This window comes from Ilumatobacter coccineus YM16-304 (genome assembly GCF_000348785.1).
In the GTDB taxonomy this organism is placed as follows: Bacteria; Actinomycetota; Acidimicrobiia; order Acidimicrobiales; family Ilumatobacteraceae; genus Ilumatobacter_A; species Ilumatobacter_A coccineus.
Map to the genome: position 1 here is coordinate 1,636,030 of NC_020520.1, position 20,150 is coordinate 1,656,179.

Genomic DNA, 20,150 nt, shown 5'->3' on the forward strand with positions numbered 1-20,150 from the left:
GCGTGAGCGCCGGGGATTCTCACCCAGGGAGACGTTTGACGACAATGCTCGCCGGAGCGCCGGCGACCACGGAGTTGTCCGGAACGTCCGTGGTCACGACCGAACCGGCCGACACGATGGCGCCACGGCCGACGGTGACGCCTGGAAAGATGGTCGATCGCGCACCGATCCAAGCGCCCGCTCCGATACTGACTGGAGCGGTGAACAGCGCCCCGGCCCGCGAGCCCCGCGATCCGACGCGGTGCGTCGAGGTCATGATCAGCACCTCATGACCCAGCGAACAGTGATCGCCGATGATGATGTGGTCGTTCAGTTCGAAGTGGCAACCGACGTTGATCCAGCCGTGTTCGCCGATGGTCAGGCGCGTTCGAATCGGGCCCGACCCCGACCACTGGGGGACCTCCGAGAACATCGTCGAACGCGGGATCTTCCAACCGGTCATCCTGAGCGCCTGCGTGCGTAGGCGGAAGCCTGTTCCGCGAGGGATCAGCAACGAGAGTCGTCGCATCAGCCGAACGCGGGTATGAAGCGAACCGAACTCCTCGGTGAGGACGGATCGCAGGCGCGACGCATCTGGGTCGGGAGACTGTTCACCGTTCGACACCTCGACAAACTACCCGTGGCGCGAGGCCGGCCGCCTCGCTGACACCGACATCTGCGGGCTGGCGGGTACGCTTGCCTGCGGTGGTCGAAGACGACAACGGGTTGGACACGCTCGAAATGGCGGTGAGCGTGATCATCCCCACGTTCAATCGCCGCGACCGCCTGGAACGCGTCTTGCGAGCGTTGGAGCACCAGACGCATCGAGGGCCACTGGAAGTCGTGGTGGTGTCCGACGGTTCGACCGACGGATCTCACGAGTTCCTCAGATCCCACGGGCTCGATCTCGATGTCATGGCCGTGCAGATCGACAACTCGGGACCCGCCGTCGCCCGCAACGTCGGCATCGACCATGCCAGCAAGGACCTCGTGCTGTTCCTGGATGACGACGTCGTTCCAGAGCCCGACCTCGTCGAACAGCACGTCCGCGAGCACGGCAACAGCGGCAATCGCCACCTCGTGGTGATCGGGCCGATGCTCTCGCCGGTCGACGCCGAGTATGAGCCCTGGGTCGAGTGGGAGCAGTTCCAACTCTCCAAGCAGTACCAGTCGCTTGGAGAGAACGACGTCGAACCGTCGTATCGGCAATTCTACACGGGCAACGCCTCGCTGTTCCGTGAGCATCTGGTCCGCCTCGGTGGATTCGACAGTTCGTTCCGACGAGCAGAAGATGTCGAACTCGCGTTCCGGTTGCACCAGGCCGGACTCGTGTTTCGATTCTGTCCGACCGCGCGCGGCATGCACTACGCCGAGCGACCGTTCTCGTCATGGCGGGCCATGGCCTTCGCGTACGGCCGCAACAACGTGATCTTCGCCCGGACCGGTCAGGATTTCATGTTGCGATCGATGGCGGAGGAGTTCGACGAGCGACACGGTCTGCAGCGGGTCCTCGTCCAGCGAATCGTCGGCGGGAGGCTGATGGAGCCGACTCAGTTCGTGCTCGAGCGCCTCATGCGATTGTCGGCAGCGTTGCGCGCCCGGTCGCTCACCCGAAACCTGCTCAGTGCGATGTACGGTCTCGACTTCTATCAGGGCGTCGCTCAGGAACTCGGTTCCCGAGAGGAATTGCTCACGCTCCTCGGGCGACTCGGCACGGATCCGGACACCTTCACGCCGTTCTTCGTGCTCGAACAAACGCTGGGTCACGTGACGCACACGAAGAACCTGGTGGCGGCCTTGCACAACAGCCAGTCATTGCAATTGGCCGTGATCCCGGTCGAACCCGGACTCGGGCGGTTCGGGTCGCGCTTGCCTGGATGGTCGAACTGGACCGTGCGCGCTGGGTTGAGGGCACGTCTCGGTCTCCGCCGGGTTCAGCGGCGATATCCGGACGTCACGGCTCACGCCTTGTTCGTCCACAGCCAGGTTCCGGCAGTCCTGCTGGGCCGTCGGCTTCGATCGCTGCCGAGTGTCGTTTCGCTCGACGCGACGCCGCTGCAGTACGACTCACTCGGAGCCTCGTATTCGCACGAGGTTGGTTCTCGACTCGCCGAGCGGATCAAGCTGGCACTGAATCGCCGGTGTTTCGCGTCTGCCGATCGGCTGGTGACGTGGTCGTCGTGGGCGAAGGATGGGTTGTGTGACGACTACGGAGTGCGGCCCGACGACGTCACCGTGATCCCACCGGGTGTCGATCTCGAAATCTGGGAGCGTCCGGAGCGAACTCCTACCGCTGGGCCGGTCGGCATCCTCTTCGTCGGCGGCGACCTGGAACGCAAGGGGGGTAATCTGCTGCTCGCGGCTGCGGCCACGCTGGCGAACTCGGACGTTCCCGACTTCGAGATCCACATCGTGACGAAGACTGAGATCTCGGCACCACCTCCAGGTGTGACGGTGCACCACTCACTCACGGCCAACAGCCCCGAGTTGATCGAGCTCTACCATCGCTGTGAGATCTTCTGTCTACCGACGGCCGGAGACTGCCTGCCGATGGTCCTCGCCGAAGCCGGAGCGGCTGGCATGGCGCTGGTGTCGACCGACGTGGGAGCGATTTCGGAAATCGTCCGACCGGGCGAGACGGGCTCCCTCGTCCCCGTCGGCGACGAACGTGCGCTGTCGGCGTGCCTGGACGGACTGCTGCGTGACTCAGCGCTTCGTCAACGGTTCGGCCGTTCGGCGCAGGAGCTGATCCGAACCGAGCACGATGCGCGCAAGAACGCACGCCGTCTGGTCGAATTGCTGGCCGATGTCGCCGAGTTCACGTTGCCGCCCGACTGGCACGTCGAAGATTTCGGATTCGACACGGCGACCCTTCGGACGGCGTCACGAACTCGTGGGAACGAGTTCGAGGAGGTTGATCGACCACCCAGGGAGATCGACGGTGATCGACGAGGGGTCGTCGAACACCGGCCTCGAGGTTGACTCGACCCACTCTGAATCGGTGAGATCGGCTGCACTGTATGACTCGACGGATCCGCTGGCGGCCTCGAATCGATCGAACTGCACCGGAAGTTCCTCCGTCGACTCGGCGAGGTTGAGGATCACGGCGACGATGCGGCCGTCCTCGTGGAGGGTCGCGTAGAAGCGGATGTCGTCATTGCCGGATCCGAACGATGACAGCAACGTGGAGCCGGTTCGTGTCCACAGGGACATCGCGGTGAACGCAGGGAACGGGACGCGATCGACGCTCATGAGGCCGTAGTCGGTGCCGCTCGTCGTGGTCCCGTTGACGAGGTTCCATTGATTCGCGATCGGCACATCGAGTGTGACCAGTTGTCCGAGCGTGTCGGCGAGGAAGAGTCCGTTCATCGTCTGGGTCATCGTCAGTTCGGCATCGTTGACCTCGTTGGACACAAGGTTGTACTCGGTGACGGCGATGGGAACCGATGCAGGGAGCGCCTGTGACACGGCACCGATGACTGGATTCCAAAGATCTGGCGGCCGTCGGATTGCTTCGTCGCCGTCGACCGACGACGAGAAACCGTAGAAGTGGACGATGTAGAAGTCGAGCGCATCGCCAGCCTGGTCGATCACCTCGTTGCCGAAGTTGTTCCAGTTCTGGGGGTCACCGGTTCCGACGAACCCGACCTCGATCGAGTCGTCGACGGCGAGCATCGCGGCGCGGATTTCGAGCGCCCCGTCATGGTCGGAGTTCCCGGTGATGTACTCGGCACCGCGGCAGGTCCAGACGGGTTCCCACCCGAAGTCGGCACACCCCGAACCACCGGTTTGCTGCTGGGCGCCGAATACCTCATTTCCGACCTCCCACAGGCTGATGCCGATCGGGTCGGGGTTGCCGCCCTGTTCTCGCAGATCGGCCCACGTTCCGACCGTGCCCCAGTCGACTCCGTTTCGATCGACCCCGATCGGACGGTCGTCGTCGGTCGCTCCGTTGAAGAACGCAACTGCGGCTGCGGCGCTCTGAGCCGTCTCGTTGATCGAGACCGTCCACATGCCGGCAAGGTCGGTCGCCTGCAGGAAGTCGATGAAGTCGGATGGCCGCGCGGCCCAGGTCCAGAGGCATCGGTCGGGATCTCGCTGTTCGCAGCCTGACCAATCGTAGAGATTGCTCCAACTGCCTCCCGGCATGCGTATCAGCGTCGTCCCCGAAGCAGTGGCAGCGTCGTGAAATCGTGGATCGCTGAGGAGTTCGGGGCGTGCCCAGGCGGGGAGGTTCGTTCCGAACACCCGACGGTCGATCGGCCGGCCGTCCGCTGCATCGACCAGCATCGTGCCCTCGGGAACGGAGCGGGGTGGCTCGGCAATGGTGGTCGGCGAAGAAGTCGCACTCGGTTGGTCGTCGCCCACGGCCACATCGGTGTCCGAGCGCGGAAGCGGTGATGCTTCGGTCTCCGCTCGGGGGAGTGCCGACTGCTCGGAACAACTCGCGACCAGGAAGACGATCACGATCGCAGACCAACGGTGGAGTCGTCGCTTCGTGGAGATCCACCCGTTCACCGCCGTGAGGTTAGCGACGCACTGGTCGAGTGTTGGTTCAGGAGATGATGATGTTGTCCCAGTGCCACGTGAAGCCAACGGGAGTCCCCACGCCGTTGTCGCTCTTTGTCGGCGTGTAGTTGTGGTCCTGGAAGACGACCTTGAGCGGGCCGTCGGGGAAGGACCCTGCCGATGTGAATGACTCGGTGCTCACGGCACCTCCATCTTTCGGGCCCGTCATGGTGAATGTCAGCGTCCCGTTTCCGTTGTCGCGGAAACACGCTGGATAGCGCGTCTTCTTGTCGTCGCCAGAGTCCATGCCGAACCAGTCTTGCCGTTCATCTCCAATCCGCATCTTGCCCTTCCAACCACCGACGCCGCCATAGGACGCAATGGCTCGGTCGCTGCCGTTCAGATCTGACAGCTCGGACGCTGCGACCTCCGACATGATGTCCGGCGCTGACGTCGAGAGAACGGCGACCTTCCACCACTGTCGACTTCCGAGGTCGGTGAGGTTGACGTCCCAGCACACCTCGGTGATCGAGTCGAAGACTTGGTCGGGCGAGAACCAGCCAACGGAGTATCCGGACGTGTCGCCGATGCTCGTCATCAGGTGGTCCTTGCACAGATAGCGCCATCCGTCGATGTCGTTGCGGTCGATCGTGCGTTCCGTAGGTGGGGCGTTGCAGTCGAGATCATGGTCGCCCTGCCATGAATGCTGTGTGATGACCGTGTCATCGCGGTGGAACAGTCCAGTCCGGAACCGGTCGAGTCCGGTGTTGCCGTCGAACGACTCGAAGAACTGAGTGCCGGACGGTGTCGGTGTCGTGGTGTCGCCTCCTCCTCCGGTCGTCGTGGTGTCGCCTCCTCCTCCTCCTCCGGTGGTCGTGGTGTCGCCGTCTCCTCCGGTGGTCGTGGTGTCGCCGTCTCCTCCGCCGCCTGACGTGTCAGTGATTCGTGTGTCCTCCAGCCGGACAGGCGGGAACGTGGCGAGGTCATCGCCCTCGAACGCCCCATTGACGTCGACGACCAGGTCGGCGGACGTCGATGTGAAGAGACAGATCTTGCCGTCGTCGCCGATTCCGACGGTGGTCGAGTTCGAGATCGCTCCGGCGGTGCCGTAGTTGAGGCTGGCGGCGTTCGGGCGGGGCGTGCCGCACGGCCACGCCGTGACGAAGCCCGCCGCCGTGGCGTTGGTTGCGGCGATGTTGATCACCGCGGCGGTTGCGTTTGCAGGCGCGATACCGGCTCCGGCAATAGCAACTTCGTGCGTGGCCCCGGCTCCGTTCGGATTTCCGCCGCGGGTGTCGAGCAGCCGAATCGGCGCTCCGCCGGCGAAGTCGGCGTTGCCCGACACGATTCCGTTGAGATCGACGACGAGATCTGCCGAAGTCGAACTGGAGAGGCAGATCTTGCCACCGTCACCGATCGCGATGATCGTTGCGTTGGACACCGCCTCGCCCGCCCGGTAGTTGAGGCTCGACGCGGTGGGTCGAGGATCGCCGCACGGCCACGCCGTGACGAATCCGTTGTTCGCTCCTCGAGCAGCGGCGATATTCAGCACAGCTGCTTCAGAGTCCTCAGGAACGTTGTTCCGCCCGCTCACCTGTATCTCGAGTGTTGCGCCTGCTTCGTTCGGCGATGAGTCGCGCGTGTCGTGGATGCGGATCGGATTCGCCGTGACCACCCCCGTCGTAGCGGTCAGCGCCGCGTTGGCATCGACGATCAGGTCGGTGTCGGTCGAGTTCGCGAGACAGATCTTTCCACCGTCGCCGATCGCAATGATCGTGGCATTGGAAATGGGTTGACCTTTGCGGTAGTTGAGGCTCGCTGTGTCGGGCCGAGGGCTCCCGCATGGCCACGCCACAACGAACCCATCGGCACTGGCACGCGCTGACGCGATGTTGAGCACGGCGGAGGTGGCGTCGCTCGGGATGCTTCCCTGGCCGGCGACCTGAATCTCGAGGACTGAACCGGACGAATTCGTACCGAGCGCGCTCGGCGCCGAGATGCTCATCACGACCACCGAAGCGAGCAGTGCGAAGACGATCGACACCGCTGGCCAGGCTCGTTGTGCGTGTGACGACGAGCGGATGCTCTCGCGCTGACATTGTTTGGTGGAGTGTGTGAGCACGCTTGGATTCCTCACGTGTGACAGTCGCCGGGGCGAAGTTGGCGGAAACGTTCTCCTCATCGATCGGCGCGCGGCGGAGCCAAATGAAGAGAAAAGATGAACTACAGCAACGTAGTCCTCACGATTGTAACGGGACTGTCATGTTGATTCGGTGGATGGTGCGACAAGTTTCGACATTTCGTGCAGTTCGTCTGCAACGCCGCAGGTCACAGCGCGATGGCATCGGCCCGGTCGTTGCTGCGGAGAGTCAATGAAATGGAGCGCTCATCGATGGAGGGCAGCGGCATGAGCGGATGAAGCCGCCGTTCGGGCGCGTCCGCCCTGGCCGGCGGTGGGTTTCGATGCGCCGCGAAATCAACGCTGGGATGGTTGTAACATGATCGTCATGAAACTGTCCTCTTCGATGACGCGGCGGACCGGAATACCCGATGTGCGGCGCGCTGGGGAGGCGGGGGTGGCTGGCGCGCTCGCCCTGTTGGCGATGGTCGGGACGATGTCGGTCGTGCCCCAGGCGACGCACGCGGCGAATGTCGGTGGTTCGGTGTTGGAGGTGTCGGTTGGTGGTCGTGGTGATGTGCCGGTCGATGCTGAGGCGGCGGTGTTGAACATCGCGTCGGCTCGTGCGGTGGCGGATGGGCACGTGGTGGCGTGGCCGTGTGGTTCGGATCGGCCGACTGCGGCGAGTTTGAATTATCGGGCGGGTGAGCCGATCTCGAATTCGACGACGGTGCGGTTGGGTGATGACGGCGAGGTGTGTTTGTGGTCGTCGTCGACGACGGATTTGATCGTCGATGTGAACGCGGCGTTCCCGGGTTCGTCGGATCTGGTGTCGTTCTCTCCGTTCCGCCTCACCGACACCCGCGAGGGTGCGGCGAATGTCGGTGGTTCGGTGTTGGAGGTGTCGGTTGGTGGTCGTGGTGATGTGCCGGTCGATGCTGAGGCGGCGGTGTTGAACATCGCGTCGGCTCGTGCGGTGGCGGATGGGCACGTGGTGGCGTGGCCGTGTGGTTCGGATCGGCCGACTGCGGCGAGTTTGAATTATCGGGCGGGTGAGCCGATCTCGAATTCGACGACGGTGCGGTTGGGTGATGACGGCGAGGTGTGTTTGTGGTCGTCGTCGACGACGGATTTGATCGTCGATGTGAACGCGGCGTTCCCGGGTTCGTCGGATCTGGTGTCGTTCTCTCCGTTCCGCCTCACCGACACCCGCGAGGGTGCGGCGAATGTCGGTGGTTCGGTGTTGGAGGTGTCGGTTGGTGGTCGTGGTGATGTGCCGGTCGATGCTGAGGCGGCGGTGTTGAACATCGCGTCGGCTCGTGCGGTGGCGGATGGGCACGTGGTGGCGTGGCCGTGTGGTTCGGATCGGCCGACTGCGGCGAGTTTGAATTATCGGGCGGGTGAGCCGATCTCGAATTCGACGACGGTGCGGTTGGGTGATGACGGCGAGGTGTGTTTGTGGTCGTCGTCGACGACGGATTTGATCGTCGATGTGAACGCGGCGTTCCCGGGTTCGTCGGATCTGGTGTCGTTCTCTCCGTTCCGCCTCACCGACACGCGAGACGATCCCGATCCGGACCCTGAGCCCGATCCCGATCCCGATCCCGATCCCGATCCAGACCCCGAGCCCGATCCGGTCGGGCGCTTCGAGACCTTGCCGGTCGGGGCAACGCTGCCGAACGGCGAGTGGTGCGCTGAGCGGGTGCGACCGACCGCCGAGGTGCGGGCTGTCAATCAAGGCGCCAACGCCACCCGAGGGTCCACGCCGAACAGCGATCATCCTCGCGTCGACGGCGACTTCGTGGGGACGACCGATGAGATACTCCAATGGGTCGCCTGCAAGTGGGGTGTCGACGAGGATCTCGTCAGAGCGCAGACGGCGATCGAGTCGTGGTGGAAACAAGATGCCGGAGGCGACCTCACCTCGGATCAGTCGGCGTGTCATCCATCACTGCGGACGGCGTCGGGGCAGTGTCCCGAATCGATCGGGCTCCTGCAGGTCCGGTACCTGTACCACGCTTCGGCATTCGTCGATGAGAACGCCATCAGGTCCTCGGCCTACAACGCCGACTACGCCTACGCGGTCTGGCGAGCCTGCTTCGAGGGTGATCTGACGTGGTTGAACGACGTCGAGAGAGGAGCGACCTACGGAGCCGGGGACGTCATGGGCTGCATGGGCGTCTGGTTCGCTGGGCGTTGGTACACGACGCCGGCGGTCGAATACATCGGAAGGGTGCAGTCGTATCTCGATCAACGGGTCTGGGAGACTTCGGCGTTCATCAACGGATGAGGACAGGTAGTTTCTGCACATGGCGAAAGGGGAGCAGTCGGCCGGATCCGTCCTGGTGACCGGAGGTGCCGGATACGTGGGTTCGCACACGGTTCGTGCCCTGCGCGCCGCCGGACGCGATGTGGTCGTGCTGGATTCGCTCGAGCACGGGAACGTCGACGCGGTTCTCGGTGCGCCGCTGGTGGTGGGTGATGTTGCCGACCGAGACCTCGTCACGTCGACGTGTCACGACCACGGCGTCACGCAACTCGTCCACTTCGCTGCGTACAAGGCCGTTGGAGAGTCCATGGCCAAACCGGGGATCTACTGGCGAAACAATGTCGCGGGGTCCATCGAGTTGTTCGACGCCGTCCACGCAGCTGGCGTCGCCCAGGTCGTGTTCTCATCCTCGTGCTCGGTGCACGGAAATCCCGATGACATGCCGGTCAACGAATCGCATTCGATCCGGCCTGAGTCGGTGTACGCGGAGTCGAAGGCGATGGTCGAACGGGTGCTGCATTGGTACTCCCAGACGACCGACATGAAGTCGATCAGCCTTCGATACTTCAACGCTGCCGGAGCGAGTTTCGACGGCGCCATCGGTGAAGACTGGGATCACACGTTCAGTCTGATTCCGCTCGCGATGAAGGCGCTGTTGGGCGATGGCCAGAGGTTGAAGGTGTTCGGCGACGACTACGACACCCCGGACGGAACGTGCATCCGCGATTACGTCCATGTGGAAGACCTTGCCAGGGCTCACGTACAGGCGCTCGATCATCTCGAGCGAGGTGGTGAGTCGACCGCTCTGAACATCGGAACCGGTGTTGGTTCGTCGGTGATGGAAGTGCTCGGACTCGCATCCGAGATCGCCGGACGAGAGGTTCCTCACGACATCGCAGCTCGCCGTAGCGGCGATCCGGCCGCGATCTTCGCCGACCCCGAGCAGGCGCGGATACTCCTCGGTTGGACAGCCAAACATGGACTTCGTGACATCATGAAGACGGCGTACGATTGGCACGCTGCCCACACCGACCGCTGACCTCGTGGTTCGTTCACCCTCCTGACAGACCGGAATGTGAGCGTCGGTCGGTTGGAGCCCGTGGCAGAATTCGATCGATGAGATCACGAGATGCGGCGAACGGCGTCGCACGACGCCTCGCGCTGTCGGGTGCGGCCGTGTCGATGCTCGTGGCAGTTGCAGCGTGTGCCAGTCCCGTGCCGACAGACGGAGCCGACTCGGTTCCGCCGCCTGAGCTCGTGGCACCGAACGACGACGAGCGCCAACTCGATCCGGTCGCGGGTGATCTGGTCGTCAGCCTTGCTCGCCAGCTGGGCCGCGGGCGTGCGCTGCACGCCGCAGTGCACGGCGATCTCATCGTCGTCGCCACCACGCTCGGGCTCGTCGCCGGATCGCCCTCCGACGGATACGCGGAGATTTCGGCGACGACGAACGGCGAGACGCGGAACGTGCAGATCGCCCCAGACGAGCAGACAGCACTGCAACTGTCGGCCGACCGCCTCGAGGTGTGGCGTCTGGGGCCCGGCCAGGATGGATTGCCGCCGGGGCCGACAGCCATGTTCGACGACGTCGTAGCCGCCGCATACGGATCGGATTCGAACGTGATCGTCGCCGGCCGTCGCAGCCTGCAGTTCGTGGCAAGCGACGGGACGGTGATCGATCAGTTCGACATCGAGCAGGATCGGGTGGTGCTCGCGGCAGCGATCGCTGACGATTCGGTGGTGGCCGCATTGTCGAGCCCTGATGGGCCGTTGGCCCTCGATTGGCAACGCGGGCAGGACCCGCTGGTGACGCCGATCGATCTGCCTGCTCAGACCGAGATCAGCGCGATTCGACCGGTGGGGGAGTCAGTGGTGGCGATGTCGTGGACCTCGGCAGACGACTCGTTCATCGGGTCCATTGGAATGTGGGACCTGCGCGATCGCGAGTTTCGGTGGACGGTCGACTCCGGCACGCCCGATTCGCCCTGGGACGTTGCGGCTGACGGGAGCGCCTTTGTCGCGGCGAACGGTGAACTGCGCATCGTCGATCCCGACGGAAGCGAATCGTCGGTCCGCCTGTCGAGCTCGCAGCGAGTTCGCTGGCTCCTGGCATCGGCGAGCGGCGAGAGTAGCCGTGTACGAGTGGTGTACGCCGAGGGGTCGAGCGAGGTGCTCGGACAGACGGGCGAGTCGATCGCCCAACTCGACGGATTGGGGCTGCCCATCACCGCGATATCGCACGCGTCAGACGGGTCGGTCCTGACCGTCGATCTGTACGGAAGCATCGAGCGACGGACACCCGATGGCGAGATCGTGGATCGGTTCGACGACTTCGTCGCTGCGACCGTCAACGATGTCGCGATCTCTCGTACGGGATCGATCGCCTCAGCATCGGCAAACGGCACCGTTCGTGTCGACGACTCGGCCGCGCGCACCACCCGGCTCGAGCACCCGGAAGGCAATGTCGACACCGTCGGATTCTCCGACGACGGCGACCGCCTCGTGTCCGGCGTCGGGCAGCGGCGGTCGGCGCTCGCCTACGACGACACGGTGGTCATCTGGAATGTCGATCGCGACGAGCGGGTCGCGTCGACTGTGGCCGAGGCAGAGGACGTCAACGGGTGCTCGTTCTTCCGAAACGTGGTTCGCTTCGCTCCGGGCGGATCGTTCATCGTGGCGACCTCGCACGACTTCACGGTCACCGTGCTCGACGCCCAGACCGCCGACACGGTCCACGTTCTGCCGCCCCAGGCCAGCGGGATCCTCGACCTCGACATCGCTGCGGACGGTTCCATTCTGGTCACCGTCGCCGACGACGGAGTGTTGCGCGTTTGGGATCTCGAGTCCTACGAACTGGTTGCATCGCACAGGGTGCCCGACGGAGGGGCTCGGAACGTGGCGGTGCTACCGGGCGCCGACGTCGCAATCGTTGGTGATCTGCTCGGCCGGGTGCAGAGGATCGATCTCCGAACCGGAGAGATGTCGGCACCGTTCGAGGGAGAAAAGCTGCGTACGGCGGAAATCGCGGTGTCGCCCGACGGGAAGCTGATCGCCGCTGGCACCGCGGATTCTCTGGTGAACATCTGGTCGGTCGCCGACGGTCGACTCGTGGCGTCAGCGAACGGACACCAGGGAGCTGTCCAGACGGCCGCTTTCGGCGACGACGGGCAGACGCTGGTCACCGGCTCTCAGGATGGGACGACGATCGTGTGGCGGCTCGAAGCGAGATGACGCAGCAGGAACGCGAGTGGTCAGAGCGTGAGGGTGTCGAGGATCTGGTCGAACGCGACGTCGGCGTAGGTGAGCATCTCGTCGTCGGTGCGGTCTTGGATCGGATGCGGCGTGAACACGCGCGCGACGGCCGGGAAGCCGAGTGACGCCGACTGCTTGGCGGCGGCGTCGACGAACTGGTCGGACGCGACGAACATCGCCGGGATGCCACGCAATTCGAGATCGTTGATGTCGTGCACACTGCACGACGTGCAACTGCCTCAATCGGCCAAGGCTTCGATGACCACCTGACACTCGGTGGCGATCTGGTGGCGCAGGTCGACCGGCGCCGGCTTGGCGAAGGTCGGCTTCGCGTAGCGCTTCACGTTGGCGCCGATGCCGACGAGTCGTTCTTCGATCCGGTCGAGGAAGACGTCGCCGCGCGGCTTGGAGATGTCGAGCAGGCCGACGGTGAGTCCTTCGAGCGAGCTCGGGCGGGCGAGACGCTCACGTTCGACGACGTTGCGTTCGCTGGTCGGATCGAGCACGTTGGTCATGCTGCCAACCTAGTACCGCACGGCCCGCGTGACCGGCTTGGAGCCCTTGTCGCCGTTGAGCCACCCGGCGATGATCTGCGAGAACAACCCGGCACCGCCACCGGCGTACGCAAGCATCAGACCGCCGGGCCGGAACTTCGGCAGCGACTCGGCCGTGCCGAACGCCTCCGGCACCCCCTCGGCGACGCCGTGCGCGCCACGGACGAGCTCGCTTCCGGGGCTGTTGAGGTGCTCGTAGATGCCGGCGATGATCTGCTCACGGCTCCATCCGGCGTCGGCGAAGACTCGAGCGTGTTCGGGCCCCATGACGAGGATCGCGTCGAACATCATGATGAGCTTCGGGTGCTGCACGGCCTGGAGACGCATGGCGAGCGACCGGGTGAGCGACTCCGGTGTTCGCGAGAGCTGATCGACGAACCCCTGTGGGGCTTCCCCGGCGAACACCGTCACGGCGTCGACGCCCGGGTCGATGCCGTGCTCGACGGCCAGCGTGCCGTACGGCGAGGTGTCGTCGGCCTCCGCGAAGCAGAAGCTGATCTTCGCCGGACTGCCGTGCGTGGCCCGGTCGATGTCGCCGGGGATGCCCCCACCGAAGTTGCGGACGACGAGTTGCAGCGCCCGCCCGATCGTGAGGTTGGCCCGGTTCCCTTGACCGAGGACGTTGCCGCCCGAGTTCATCCCGATCGCACGCGTGCCCGGACCGCTGCACACCAGGACGGGGCTGACCGGCATGGTCGTACAGAGCAGGCCGTGCATGTTGAACTCGTCGTTGCATGCGGCCTCGATCGCGGTGAGCACCCAGGGCAGGTACTCGGGTTTGCATCCGGCCATCACCGCCGAGATCGCCACCTTCTCGACCGTGATCTCGTCGAGGTCGGGCGGAATCACCGCGACGATGTCGCCGGGCGCCCGCGTGGTTCCTTCGAGCATCGCCAGGACTCGTTCCTCGGTGGGTGGGACGACGGGGAGTCCGTCGGTCCAGCCGCGAGCGAACATCATCTCCATCACGTCTTCGGCGTCGGCGACCTCGACGCGACGCGCGGTGAGCACCCCGCCGTCGAACTTGACGCGCAGGCCGTCGACCAGGTCGGGATCGACCGACAGTGATCCACACCCCGGACGCATGGGTGGGAGATCTGGGCCGAGTCCGTCGACACCGGTGATCTCCTCCCACGCCGTGCGCAGCCATCCGACCGTTCGGGCGACCTCGGCGCCGTCGACGATCTTGATCACGGTCGGCACGGTCTCGATGTCGTGGTGCCAACTGAACTCGAGTTCGGTGTCGTCGATCGGCGTGGGTGACGACGGGAACGCCGGGTCGTCTTGCGTGTACACGGCGAGCTCGCGACCGGCTCCGAGCGACCCGTCGAGCTGAGCCAGTACGGGAGCGACGGTTCGGCACGTCTCGCAGTCACGTTTGACGACGATCACGAATCCGTCCTGGATCGGGAACGGGCTGCTGCTGGTGCTGGTGGTGTCGGTCATGCGAGAAACTCCACGATGAGATCGTTGACGGTGTCGGGTTGTTCGAGTTGGAGGAAGTGAGCGGCGTCGGCGACGGTCTCGAAGCGGACGTGTTCGCCGGCTTCGGCCTGAGCGATGGCGGCGACCTCGATGCCGATGCAGCCGTCGTGCTCACCGTGCAGGTAGAGCATCGGTTGGGCCGGGATGGCCTGGGTGGCGGCCTGCGCCTCGGCGAGATCGTCGCGGAGGCCGACGCCGCCCAGCGTTGCTCGGTAGTACCCGATCGCTGCCGCCAGGTTGGCGGGTTCGCGCAACGCCGCTTTGACGTGCGGGAGGTCGACCGATGCGTCGTAGCCGGGCGACCAGTCGTTCCAGATCATGTCGATGAACGCCAGGTCGTCGGCTGGCACGACGAGGTCGGCGAGCGGGTGCTGGAAGAAGAACATGTACCAACTGCGCTTGAGCTGCGCGGTGTCGGTGAGGAAGGCGGTGCCGAGAGCGCTGCCCGGTGGCACGGCCATGCCGATCACCTTCGCCCAGCGCGACGGTTCGAGTGCAGCTGCGCCGTAGACGATCGGCGCGCCCCAGTCGTGGCCGATCAGCACGGCGCGTTCGTCTGCGCCGAGATGCTCGTGCAGCGCGATCAGGTCTGCCGACGACGCTGCCGTTTGCACGCATCCATCGTCGGGGACCCCACTCGGCGCGTAGCCACGGAGGAACGGAGCGGCGACTCGGTAGCCGGCAGCGGTCAACCGGGGGAGCAGGTGGCGCCACGTCTGCGGCGAATCGGGGAACCCGTGGGCACACACGACGAGCGGACGAGCCCGATCGTCGATGTGTTCCCCGGCCAGGAACGAGATCGAGGTGCCGTCGAAACTGTCGAAGCGGAGCGGCTCCGTGGCGATCGGGTCGGTCATGCCCGCACCGTAGTCAGCACGACACCGACGGGTGCTCTCGAGCGGCGGTCACGACCGAACGTGTCTGACGGGAGTCACATCCGTCGACCTTGCGGTTTGGGCCGCGAGCGGGCCTACCATTCACGAATCAGGGGGAATGCAGATCTTCGGCCCGCGTCGAGCGGGATGTCCGTGACTTTTCACGGCGTGCGCGGCTCCACGCCCTGTCACGGCCCCGAGATCGTCAGGTACGGCGGAAACACCTCGTGCGTGTCACTCGACATCGCCGGCGTCGAGCCCATCCTGTTCGATCTGGGCACGGGTCTCCGCTACTTCGGCGCCGGGCAGCCGGCCGACCAGCCGTTCACCGGCACCTGCCTGCTGAGCCATCTCCACTGGGACCACATCCAGGGCATCCCGTTCTTCACCCCGCTGTTGCGAGATGGTTCGGAGGTCGCGGTGTACGCACCCGAGCAACTCGACGGACTCAGCGTCGAGCAGGTGTTCGCCGACACGATCAAGCCGCCACTCTTTCCCGTCGACTTGGCGCTGCTGCCTGGCACGGTGCGGTTCCACGAGATCCTCAACAGTGACTTCACGCTGGTCGAGGGCAGCGATTCGACGCCGCGCATCGACGTGAAAGCTCGCCAGATTCCGCACGTGGGTAACACGGTCGGCTACCGGGTCGAGTGCAACGGCGCATCGGTCGCGTACCTGAGCGACCACCAGATGCCGTGCGACGGGTCGCTGACGGCGTCGGAGGGCGCGCTCGAACTGTGCGCAGGCGCCGATCTGATCATCCACGACGCCCAGTTCACCCCCGACGAGTTCGTCGGGAAGTGCGATTGGGGACACTGCACCATCGACTACGCGGTGTGGTTGGCGGTCGAGTCGGGAGCGAAGCGGCTCGCGCTCTTCCATCACGACCCGAGCCATCACGACGACGAACTCGACGAGTTGTTCGACGCAGCGATCGCGAGTGGCGCCCGACAGGGCCTCGACGTGTTCGGTGCCCGCGAAGGCCAGACCGTCGTGGTCGACGGCGCGGCTACCGCCACGTCGTAGTCGCGAGGCGTCGGTGGACATCGCGAGAATCGTCGCCGCGGTCGTCGTGGGTGGTGCGTTTCTCGTCGCTGGTGCGTCGAAGCTCGCCGCTCGCGATGCGTGGGCGTCACAGGCTCGGGGCCTCGGAGCGCCGTCGCTCAGCATCCCGGTGATGCCGTGGGTCGAACTCGTGATCGGCGCCGCACTCGTCGCCCAGTTCGCCCGCCAGCTGTTCGCCGTGGCGGCGCTCGTGCTGCTCGTCGCGTTCACCGTGCTGATCGTCGTGCGGCTGCGCGCCGGACAGCGGCCACCGTGTGCGTGCTTCGGCGCGTGGTCGGCGAAGCCGATCGGTGTGGGTCACGTCGCTCGAAACCTCGCGCTGTTGGCCGCTGCGGCGATCGCCGCCACCTGAGCGACTCGGGTCGCTCTCGCGGCGTACTCAGGTGGTCGCGAGCAGGAAGGCGAGGGTGCGGGCCTCGTCTCGCCAGGCGTCGTAACGACCGGTCGGTCCGCCGTGTCCGGCGTCCATCTCGGTCCGCAGCACGATCGGGGCGTCGCCGGTGGTCACGTCACGGAGCCGGGCCACCCACTTGGCGGGTTCGTGCACGCTGACTCGCGGGTCGTTGAGGCCGGCGGTGGCGTAGAGCGCCGGGTAGTCGGCGGGCACCGTGTTGTCGTAGGGGGAGTAGGAGAGCATCGCCGACGCGAAGGGCTCCGTTCGCGGGTCGCCCCACTCCTCCCACTCCGTCACCGTGAGCGGCAGCGACGGGTCGCTCATCGTGTTGACGATGTCGACGAACGGCACCTCTGCCACCACCGACGCGTAGAGGTCGGGTCGCTGGGTCATGCACGCGGCGACGAGCAGCCCACCGGCGGACCCGCCGCGGATCGCCAACCGGTCCGGTGCGACCACTCCCGTGGCGACGAGGTGTTCGCTACTCGCGATCATGTCGTCGAACGTGTGCTGCTTGTGTTCGAGCTTGCCGTCGAGGTACCACTGCCGGCCCAGCTCGCCGCCGCCCCGAGGGTGAGCGAGGGCCCAGACGTAGCCGCGGTCGAGGAGCGACAGCCGGGCCACCGAGAACCACGGCGGGAGCGAGGCCTCGTACGACCCGTAGCCGTAGAGACAGCCGGGCGCGGTGCCGTCGACCGGCGTGTCGACGTGGCGGACGATGTCGATGGGCACCGCGGTGCCGTCGGCCGACTCGGCCCACATCCGACTCGCGACGTAGTCACCCAGTTCGATGTTCGGGGTCGGGAGCCGGCGCAGCAGCGTGCGTTCGCCGGTGACGACGTCTTCGTCGTACAGCGTCGGGGGCGAGGTGAGCGACTGCGTTCCGAAGCGCAACGTGGTGGTCGACCACTCCGGGTTGGCCGACGGATTGACGTCGTGGGGTTCGGGGCCGAGGTCGATCAAGCGTTCGGTGCCGTCGCGGAACAAGAGGCGCAGGCGCGGCTGCGCGGCCGCCCATTCGTGGATGAGGAGATGATCGGCGAACGCTTCGCAACCGAGAATCCGGCGTCCGGACTCACCCGCCACGAGTTCGGTCCAGCTCGTGGGGTGGGTCCAGTCGGCGTCGATCGACGCTTCGAGGATGCGGAAGTCGACGGCGCCGTCGTTGGTCACCATCACGAACCGGTCGCCCCAGTGGTCGATCTGGTACTCGACGTCGTCGCGGCGTTCGAGCACGACGGTGGGCGTGATCAGCGGCATGGCGCTGGGGATGAGCCGGACCTCGGCGCTGGTCTGACTGCCGGAGTGGATCACGATCCACTCGTCGGAACGGGTCTCTCCGACCTGCACGAAGAAGCGTTCGTCGGACTCCTGATACACCAGGGTGTCGTCGTCGCTGGTCGCGTCGCCGACGGTGTGTCGCCAGACCTGGAAGGGGCGTTGTTGCTCGTCGGGGCGCACGTAGAACAGCACGCTGCCGTCGGCCGACCAGGCGGTGCCGGCGTGGGCGACGTCGTGGATCACGTCGTCGAGTTCGGACGAGGTGCCGTCGTCGGCGATGGTCCTGATGCGCAGCGTGTAGCGCTCGTCGCCGGCGGTGTCGGTCGACCAGGCGAAGTGCGAGTGATCGTGCGAGGCGTCGAACGCACCGAGGTCGAAGTAGTCGTGACCGTCGGCTTCGACGTTCTCGTCGAGCAGCAGATGCCGCGTGGCCGTGTCGGCGCTCGGACCGCGGTGGTGCCGGGGATAGGAGGCGCCTTCCTCGGTCGTGGTGACGTACCACCAGCCACCGTTGAACACCGGCGTCGACATGTCGGTTTCGCGGACTCTCGACTTGATCTCTCCGAAGATCGAGTCGATCGTGTCGGTGTGCTGGGCGAACCAGCCGTCGGCGTACGCGTTCTCGGCGGCGAGATGGGCATGCAGCTCCGGGTCGTCGACGTCTCGCATCCAGGCGTAGTCGTCGTCGACCTCGCCGGTCGGCCGGTGCCACGTGTGTGGGCGCCGGGGCGCGCTGGGTGCTGTGACGTTGGTCGCTGGGGCTGAATCAGGCGTGCTCACGGTCGAGCCAATGTAGGCGCACACCGGTACCGTTCCGCTTGCATGCGCGTGTGGATCGACCAAGACCTCTGCACGGGCGATGGCATCTGCATCGATCACTGCTCGGACGTGTTCGTCCAACTCGAGGACGGCATCGCCTATGTCGCCGAGGCCGGGCAGCCGCTCAACGACCCGGGTGGGTCGGGAAGCCTGGCCTGGGTCGCTCCGCGCAACGTGGCCGACGTGATCCACTCGGCCGAGACCTGCCCCGGCGAGTGCATCTTCATCGAACTCGACGATCCGCCGGTCGAGCCCGTCGACGAACTCGCCTGACGCGATGTCCGGTTCCGATGCCGCCCGCCGTGCCGACGAGCCCGGCTGGCTGACGGAATTGCGACGGCGTGCGCTCGAGGTGCTCGCCGAGCCGTCGACGGTCGCCTGGTTCGCTGACGCGGTTCCCGACCTCGACCTGCGCGGGGAACTCGACCGGCATCTGGCGCTCGCCCGGGGCGGTGCTCGGGTTCGAGCGACCGAGGTCGCCCATGCCGAGTCCAGCGAGCGGTCGCGCTCGCTCGCCGACCTCGGTGTGGTGTGTTGTTCGCTCGACGATGCCGTGCACGAGCATCCCGACCTCGTCGAAGAACACCTCGGGTCGGTGGTGGGTCCCGACGCCGACCCGTTCGCCGCGCTCAACACGGCGCTGTGGACGGGCGGCACGTTCGTCCATGTGCCGCCCGGGGTCGAGGTCGACCTGCCGGTGCAGACGGCGTCGAGCCTCGGACCGGGCCAACCGGGTCGGTTCGAGCGAACGCTGGTCGTCGCCGAGGTCGGCGCGAGCGTCACCTGTGTCGCGGGGTGTTCGGCGCCGATCTACACGGACCGGTCGACGCAGTCCGCGGTGACCGAGGTGGTGGTGCGGCCCCGGGGGCGTGTCGTGCACGCGACGGTCCAGAACTGGTCGGCACACGTCGATCAGTTCGCCACCAAACGAGCGCGGGTCGAGGCCGGCGGTAGCGCCGAATGGATCGACGGCAACATCGGAGCTCGTCGTACGGTCGACCGCACGGGTGTCGAACTGGTCGGCGACGGGGCCAGTGGCGGAGCGTGGTCGGTGGCTGCGGCCGGGAGCGGCCAACAACGTCGAGCACACGTCGACGTGGTCCACGCCGCACCGAACACGACAGCCACGGTGGTCGCCACGTCGATCACCGTCGACGACGGGCGGTCGACGGGGGACGTGCACGTGATCGCGGAGCCCACGGCAGCAGCGACTCGAACCGACGTCACCACCGATCGGCTGCACGCCGACGACGTGACGACTGCCGCGAATGCGGCATCGGCCTGGGCGGTCTCGGCGCCACACGCCGATGTGGGCGACGTACGGGTGTCGCATCACACGGGGCACATCACCGGGTCGCAGCGGTTCTACCTCATGTCGCGCGGGCTCTCCGTCGACGAGGCGGATGCGACGATCGTCGACGGTTTCATCGAGCCGGTCACGTCCCGGCTCGCGATGGAGTACGCCGTCGAATGGTCACGCCTCGTCGAACTGACGCTGCGCGGGTCGGTCGGCTGACCGGCTCGAACGGCCGCGGGTCGGGGCACTTCG

15 protein-coding genes are annotated in these 20,150 nt (G+C 65.9%); 8 read left to right on the forward strand and 7 right to left on the reverse strand.

The genetic code is table 11. The features are described from left to right. Positions 1 to 19: 19 nt before the first annotated feature. Positions 20 to 604, reverse strand: a complete 585-nt coding sequence (locus tag YM304_RS07320) for an acyltransferase (protein ID WP_015441020.1) — start codon at positions 602 to 604, stop codon at positions 20 to 22. Positions 605 to 684: 80 nt separating this feature from the next. Between YM304_RS07320 and YM304_RS23425 the strand changes: the two genes are divergently transcribed. Beyond that, the gene (locus tag YM304_RS23425; RefSeq protein ID WP_070105282.1) at positions 685 to 2,961 is read left to right on the forward strand and encodes a glycosyltransferase; all 2,277 of its coding nucleotides are present in this window, start codon (positions 685 to 687) and stop codon (positions 2,959 to 2,961) included. Here the strand turns inward: YM304_RS23425 and YM304_RS24660 are convergent. Both YM304_RS24660 and YM304_RS07340 read right to left on the reverse strand, forming a co-directional pair. Beyond that, positions 2,863 to 4,497, reverse strand: a complete 1,635-nt coding sequence (locus YM304_RS24660; protein ID WP_015441022.1) for a hypothetical protein — start codon at positions 4,495 to 4,497, stop codon at positions 2,863 to 2,865. The two genes, YM304_RS23425 and YM304_RS24660, sit on opposite strands and share 99 nt — an antisense overlap. Positions 4,498 to 4,534: 37 nt before the next feature. Further along, complete coding sequence (locus YM304_RS07340; RefSeq protein WP_154723352.1) at positions 4,535 to 6,532, reverse strand: hypothetical protein; 1,998 nt, start codon at positions 6,530 to 6,532, stop codon at positions 4,535 to 4,537. A gap of 409 nt (positions 6,533 to 6,941) precedes the next feature. On the opposite strand from YM304_RS07340, the gene YM304_RS22185 reads away from it, so the two are divergent. From YM304_RS22185 to YM304_RS07355, 3 genes are all read left to right on the forward strand, one after another. Next, entirely contained in the window at positions 6,942 to 8,897 is a 1,956-nt protein-coding gene (locus YM304_RS22185; protein WP_015441024.1) for a hypothetical protein, read from the forward strand. A gap of 19 nt (positions 8,898 to 8,916) precedes the next feature. Next, complete coding sequence (gene galE / locus YM304_RS07350; protein WP_015441025.1) at positions 8,917 to 9,915, forward strand: UDP-glucose 4-epimerase GalE; 999 nt, start codon at positions 8,917 to 8,919, stop codon at positions 9,913 to 9,915. A 77-nt stretch (positions 9,916 to 9,992) separates the two neighbouring features. Then, on the forward strand, positions 9,993 to 12,107 hold the full coding sequence (locus YM304_RS07355) for a WD40 repeat domain-containing protein (protein WP_015441026.1): 2,115 nt from the start codon (positions 9,993 to 9,995) through the stop codon (positions 12,105 to 12,107). A gap of 20 nt (positions 12,108 to 12,127) precedes the next feature. On the opposite strand, the gene YM304_RS25660 is transcribed toward YM304_RS07355, so the two are convergent. From YM304_RS25660 to YM304_RS07375, 3 genes are read right to left on the reverse strand one after another with little or no spacing between them, the layout of a single operon-like run. Further along, positions 12,128 to 12,643: a UGSC family (seleno)protein gene (locus tag YM304_RS25660; RefSeq protein WP_255296097.1), complete on the reverse strand. Its 516-nt coding sequence runs from the start codon at positions 12,641 to 12,643 to the stop codon at positions 12,128 to 12,130. A gap of 9 nt (positions 12,644 to 12,652) precedes the next feature. Beyond that, complete coding sequence (locus YM304_RS07370; RefSeq protein ID WP_015441029.1) at positions 12,653 to 14,128, reverse strand: thioredoxin family protein; 1,476 nt, start codon at positions 14,126 to 14,128, stop codon at positions 12,653 to 12,655. Then, complete coding sequence (locus YM304_RS07375; protein ID WP_015441030.1) at positions 14,125 to 15,024, reverse strand: alpha/beta fold hydrolase; 900 nt, start codon at positions 15,022 to 15,024, stop codon at positions 14,125 to 14,127. The genes YM304_RS07370 and YM304_RS07375 overlap by 4 nt, the downstream gene beginning before the upstream one ends. A 249-nt stretch (positions 15,025 to 15,273) precedes the next feature. Between YM304_RS07375 and YM304_RS07380 the strand changes: the two genes are divergently transcribed. Next, positions 15,274 to 16,068: an MBL fold metallo-hydrolase gene (locus tag YM304_RS07380; RefSeq protein WP_051071351.1), complete on the forward strand. Its 795-nt coding sequence runs from the start codon at positions 15,274 to 15,276 to the stop codon at positions 16,066 to 16,068. A 13-nt stretch (positions 16,069 to 16,081) separates the two neighbouring features. After that, positions 16,082 to 16,459, forward strand: a complete 378-nt coding sequence (locus YM304_RS07385; RefSeq protein ID WP_015441032.1) for a MauE/DoxX family redox-associated membrane protein — start codon at positions 16,082 to 16,084, stop codon at positions 16,457 to 16,459. 27 nt (positions 16,460 to 16,486) lie between these two features. Here the strand turns inward: YM304_RS07385 and YM304_RS07390 are convergent, their stop codons facing one another. Then, complete coding sequence (locus tag YM304_RS07390; RefSeq protein WP_015441033.1) at positions 16,487 to 18,562, reverse strand: S9 family peptidase; 2,076 nt, start codon at positions 18,560 to 18,562, stop codon at positions 16,487 to 16,489. Positions 18,563 to 18,604: 42 nt separating this feature from the next. Between YM304_RS07390 and YM304_RS07395 the strand changes: the two genes are divergently transcribed. Then, positions 18,605 to 18,874 carry a ferredoxin gene (locus YM304_RS07395; protein ID WP_015441034.1) on the forward strand — a complete coding sequence of 90 codons (270 nt, stop codon included), beginning with the start codon at positions 18,605 to 18,607 and terminating at the stop codon, positions 18,872 to 18,874. 4 nt (positions 18,875 to 18,878) lie between these two features. Next, complete coding sequence (locus YM304_RS07400; protein ID WP_015441035.1) at positions 18,879 to 20,117, forward strand: SufD family Fe-S cluster assembly protein; 1,239 nt, start codon at positions 18,879 to 18,881, stop codon at positions 20,115 to 20,117. Positions 20,118 to 20,150 lie beyond the last annotated feature (33 nt).

Excerpts from the sequence above, each read along its gene's own strand:
- galE (WP_015441025.1), top strand. The coding sequence starts at position 8,917 with ATGGCGAAAGGGGAGCAGTCGGCCGGATCCGTCCTGGTGACCGGAGGT.
- YM304_RS07355 (WP_015441026.1), top strand. The coding sequence starts at position 9,993 with ATGAGATCACGAGATGCGGCGAACGGCGTCGCACGACGCCTCGCGCTG.
- YM304_RS07370 (WP_015441029.1), bottom strand. The coding sequence starts at position 14,128 with ATGACCGACACCACCAGCACCAGCAGCAGCCCGTTCCCGATCCAGGAC.
- YM304_RS07375 (WP_015441030.1), bottom strand. The coding sequence starts at position 15,024 with ATGACCGACCCGATCGCCACGGAGCCGCTCCGCTTCGACAGTTTCGAC.
- YM304_RS07395 (WP_015441034.1), top strand. The coding sequence starts at position 18,605 with ATGCGCGTGTGGATCGACCAAGACCTCTGCACGGGCGATGGCATCTGC.
- YM304_RS07400 (WP_015441035.1), top strand. The coding sequence starts at position 18,879 with ATGTCCGGTTCCGATGCCGCCCGCCGTGCCGACGAGCCCGGCTGGCTG.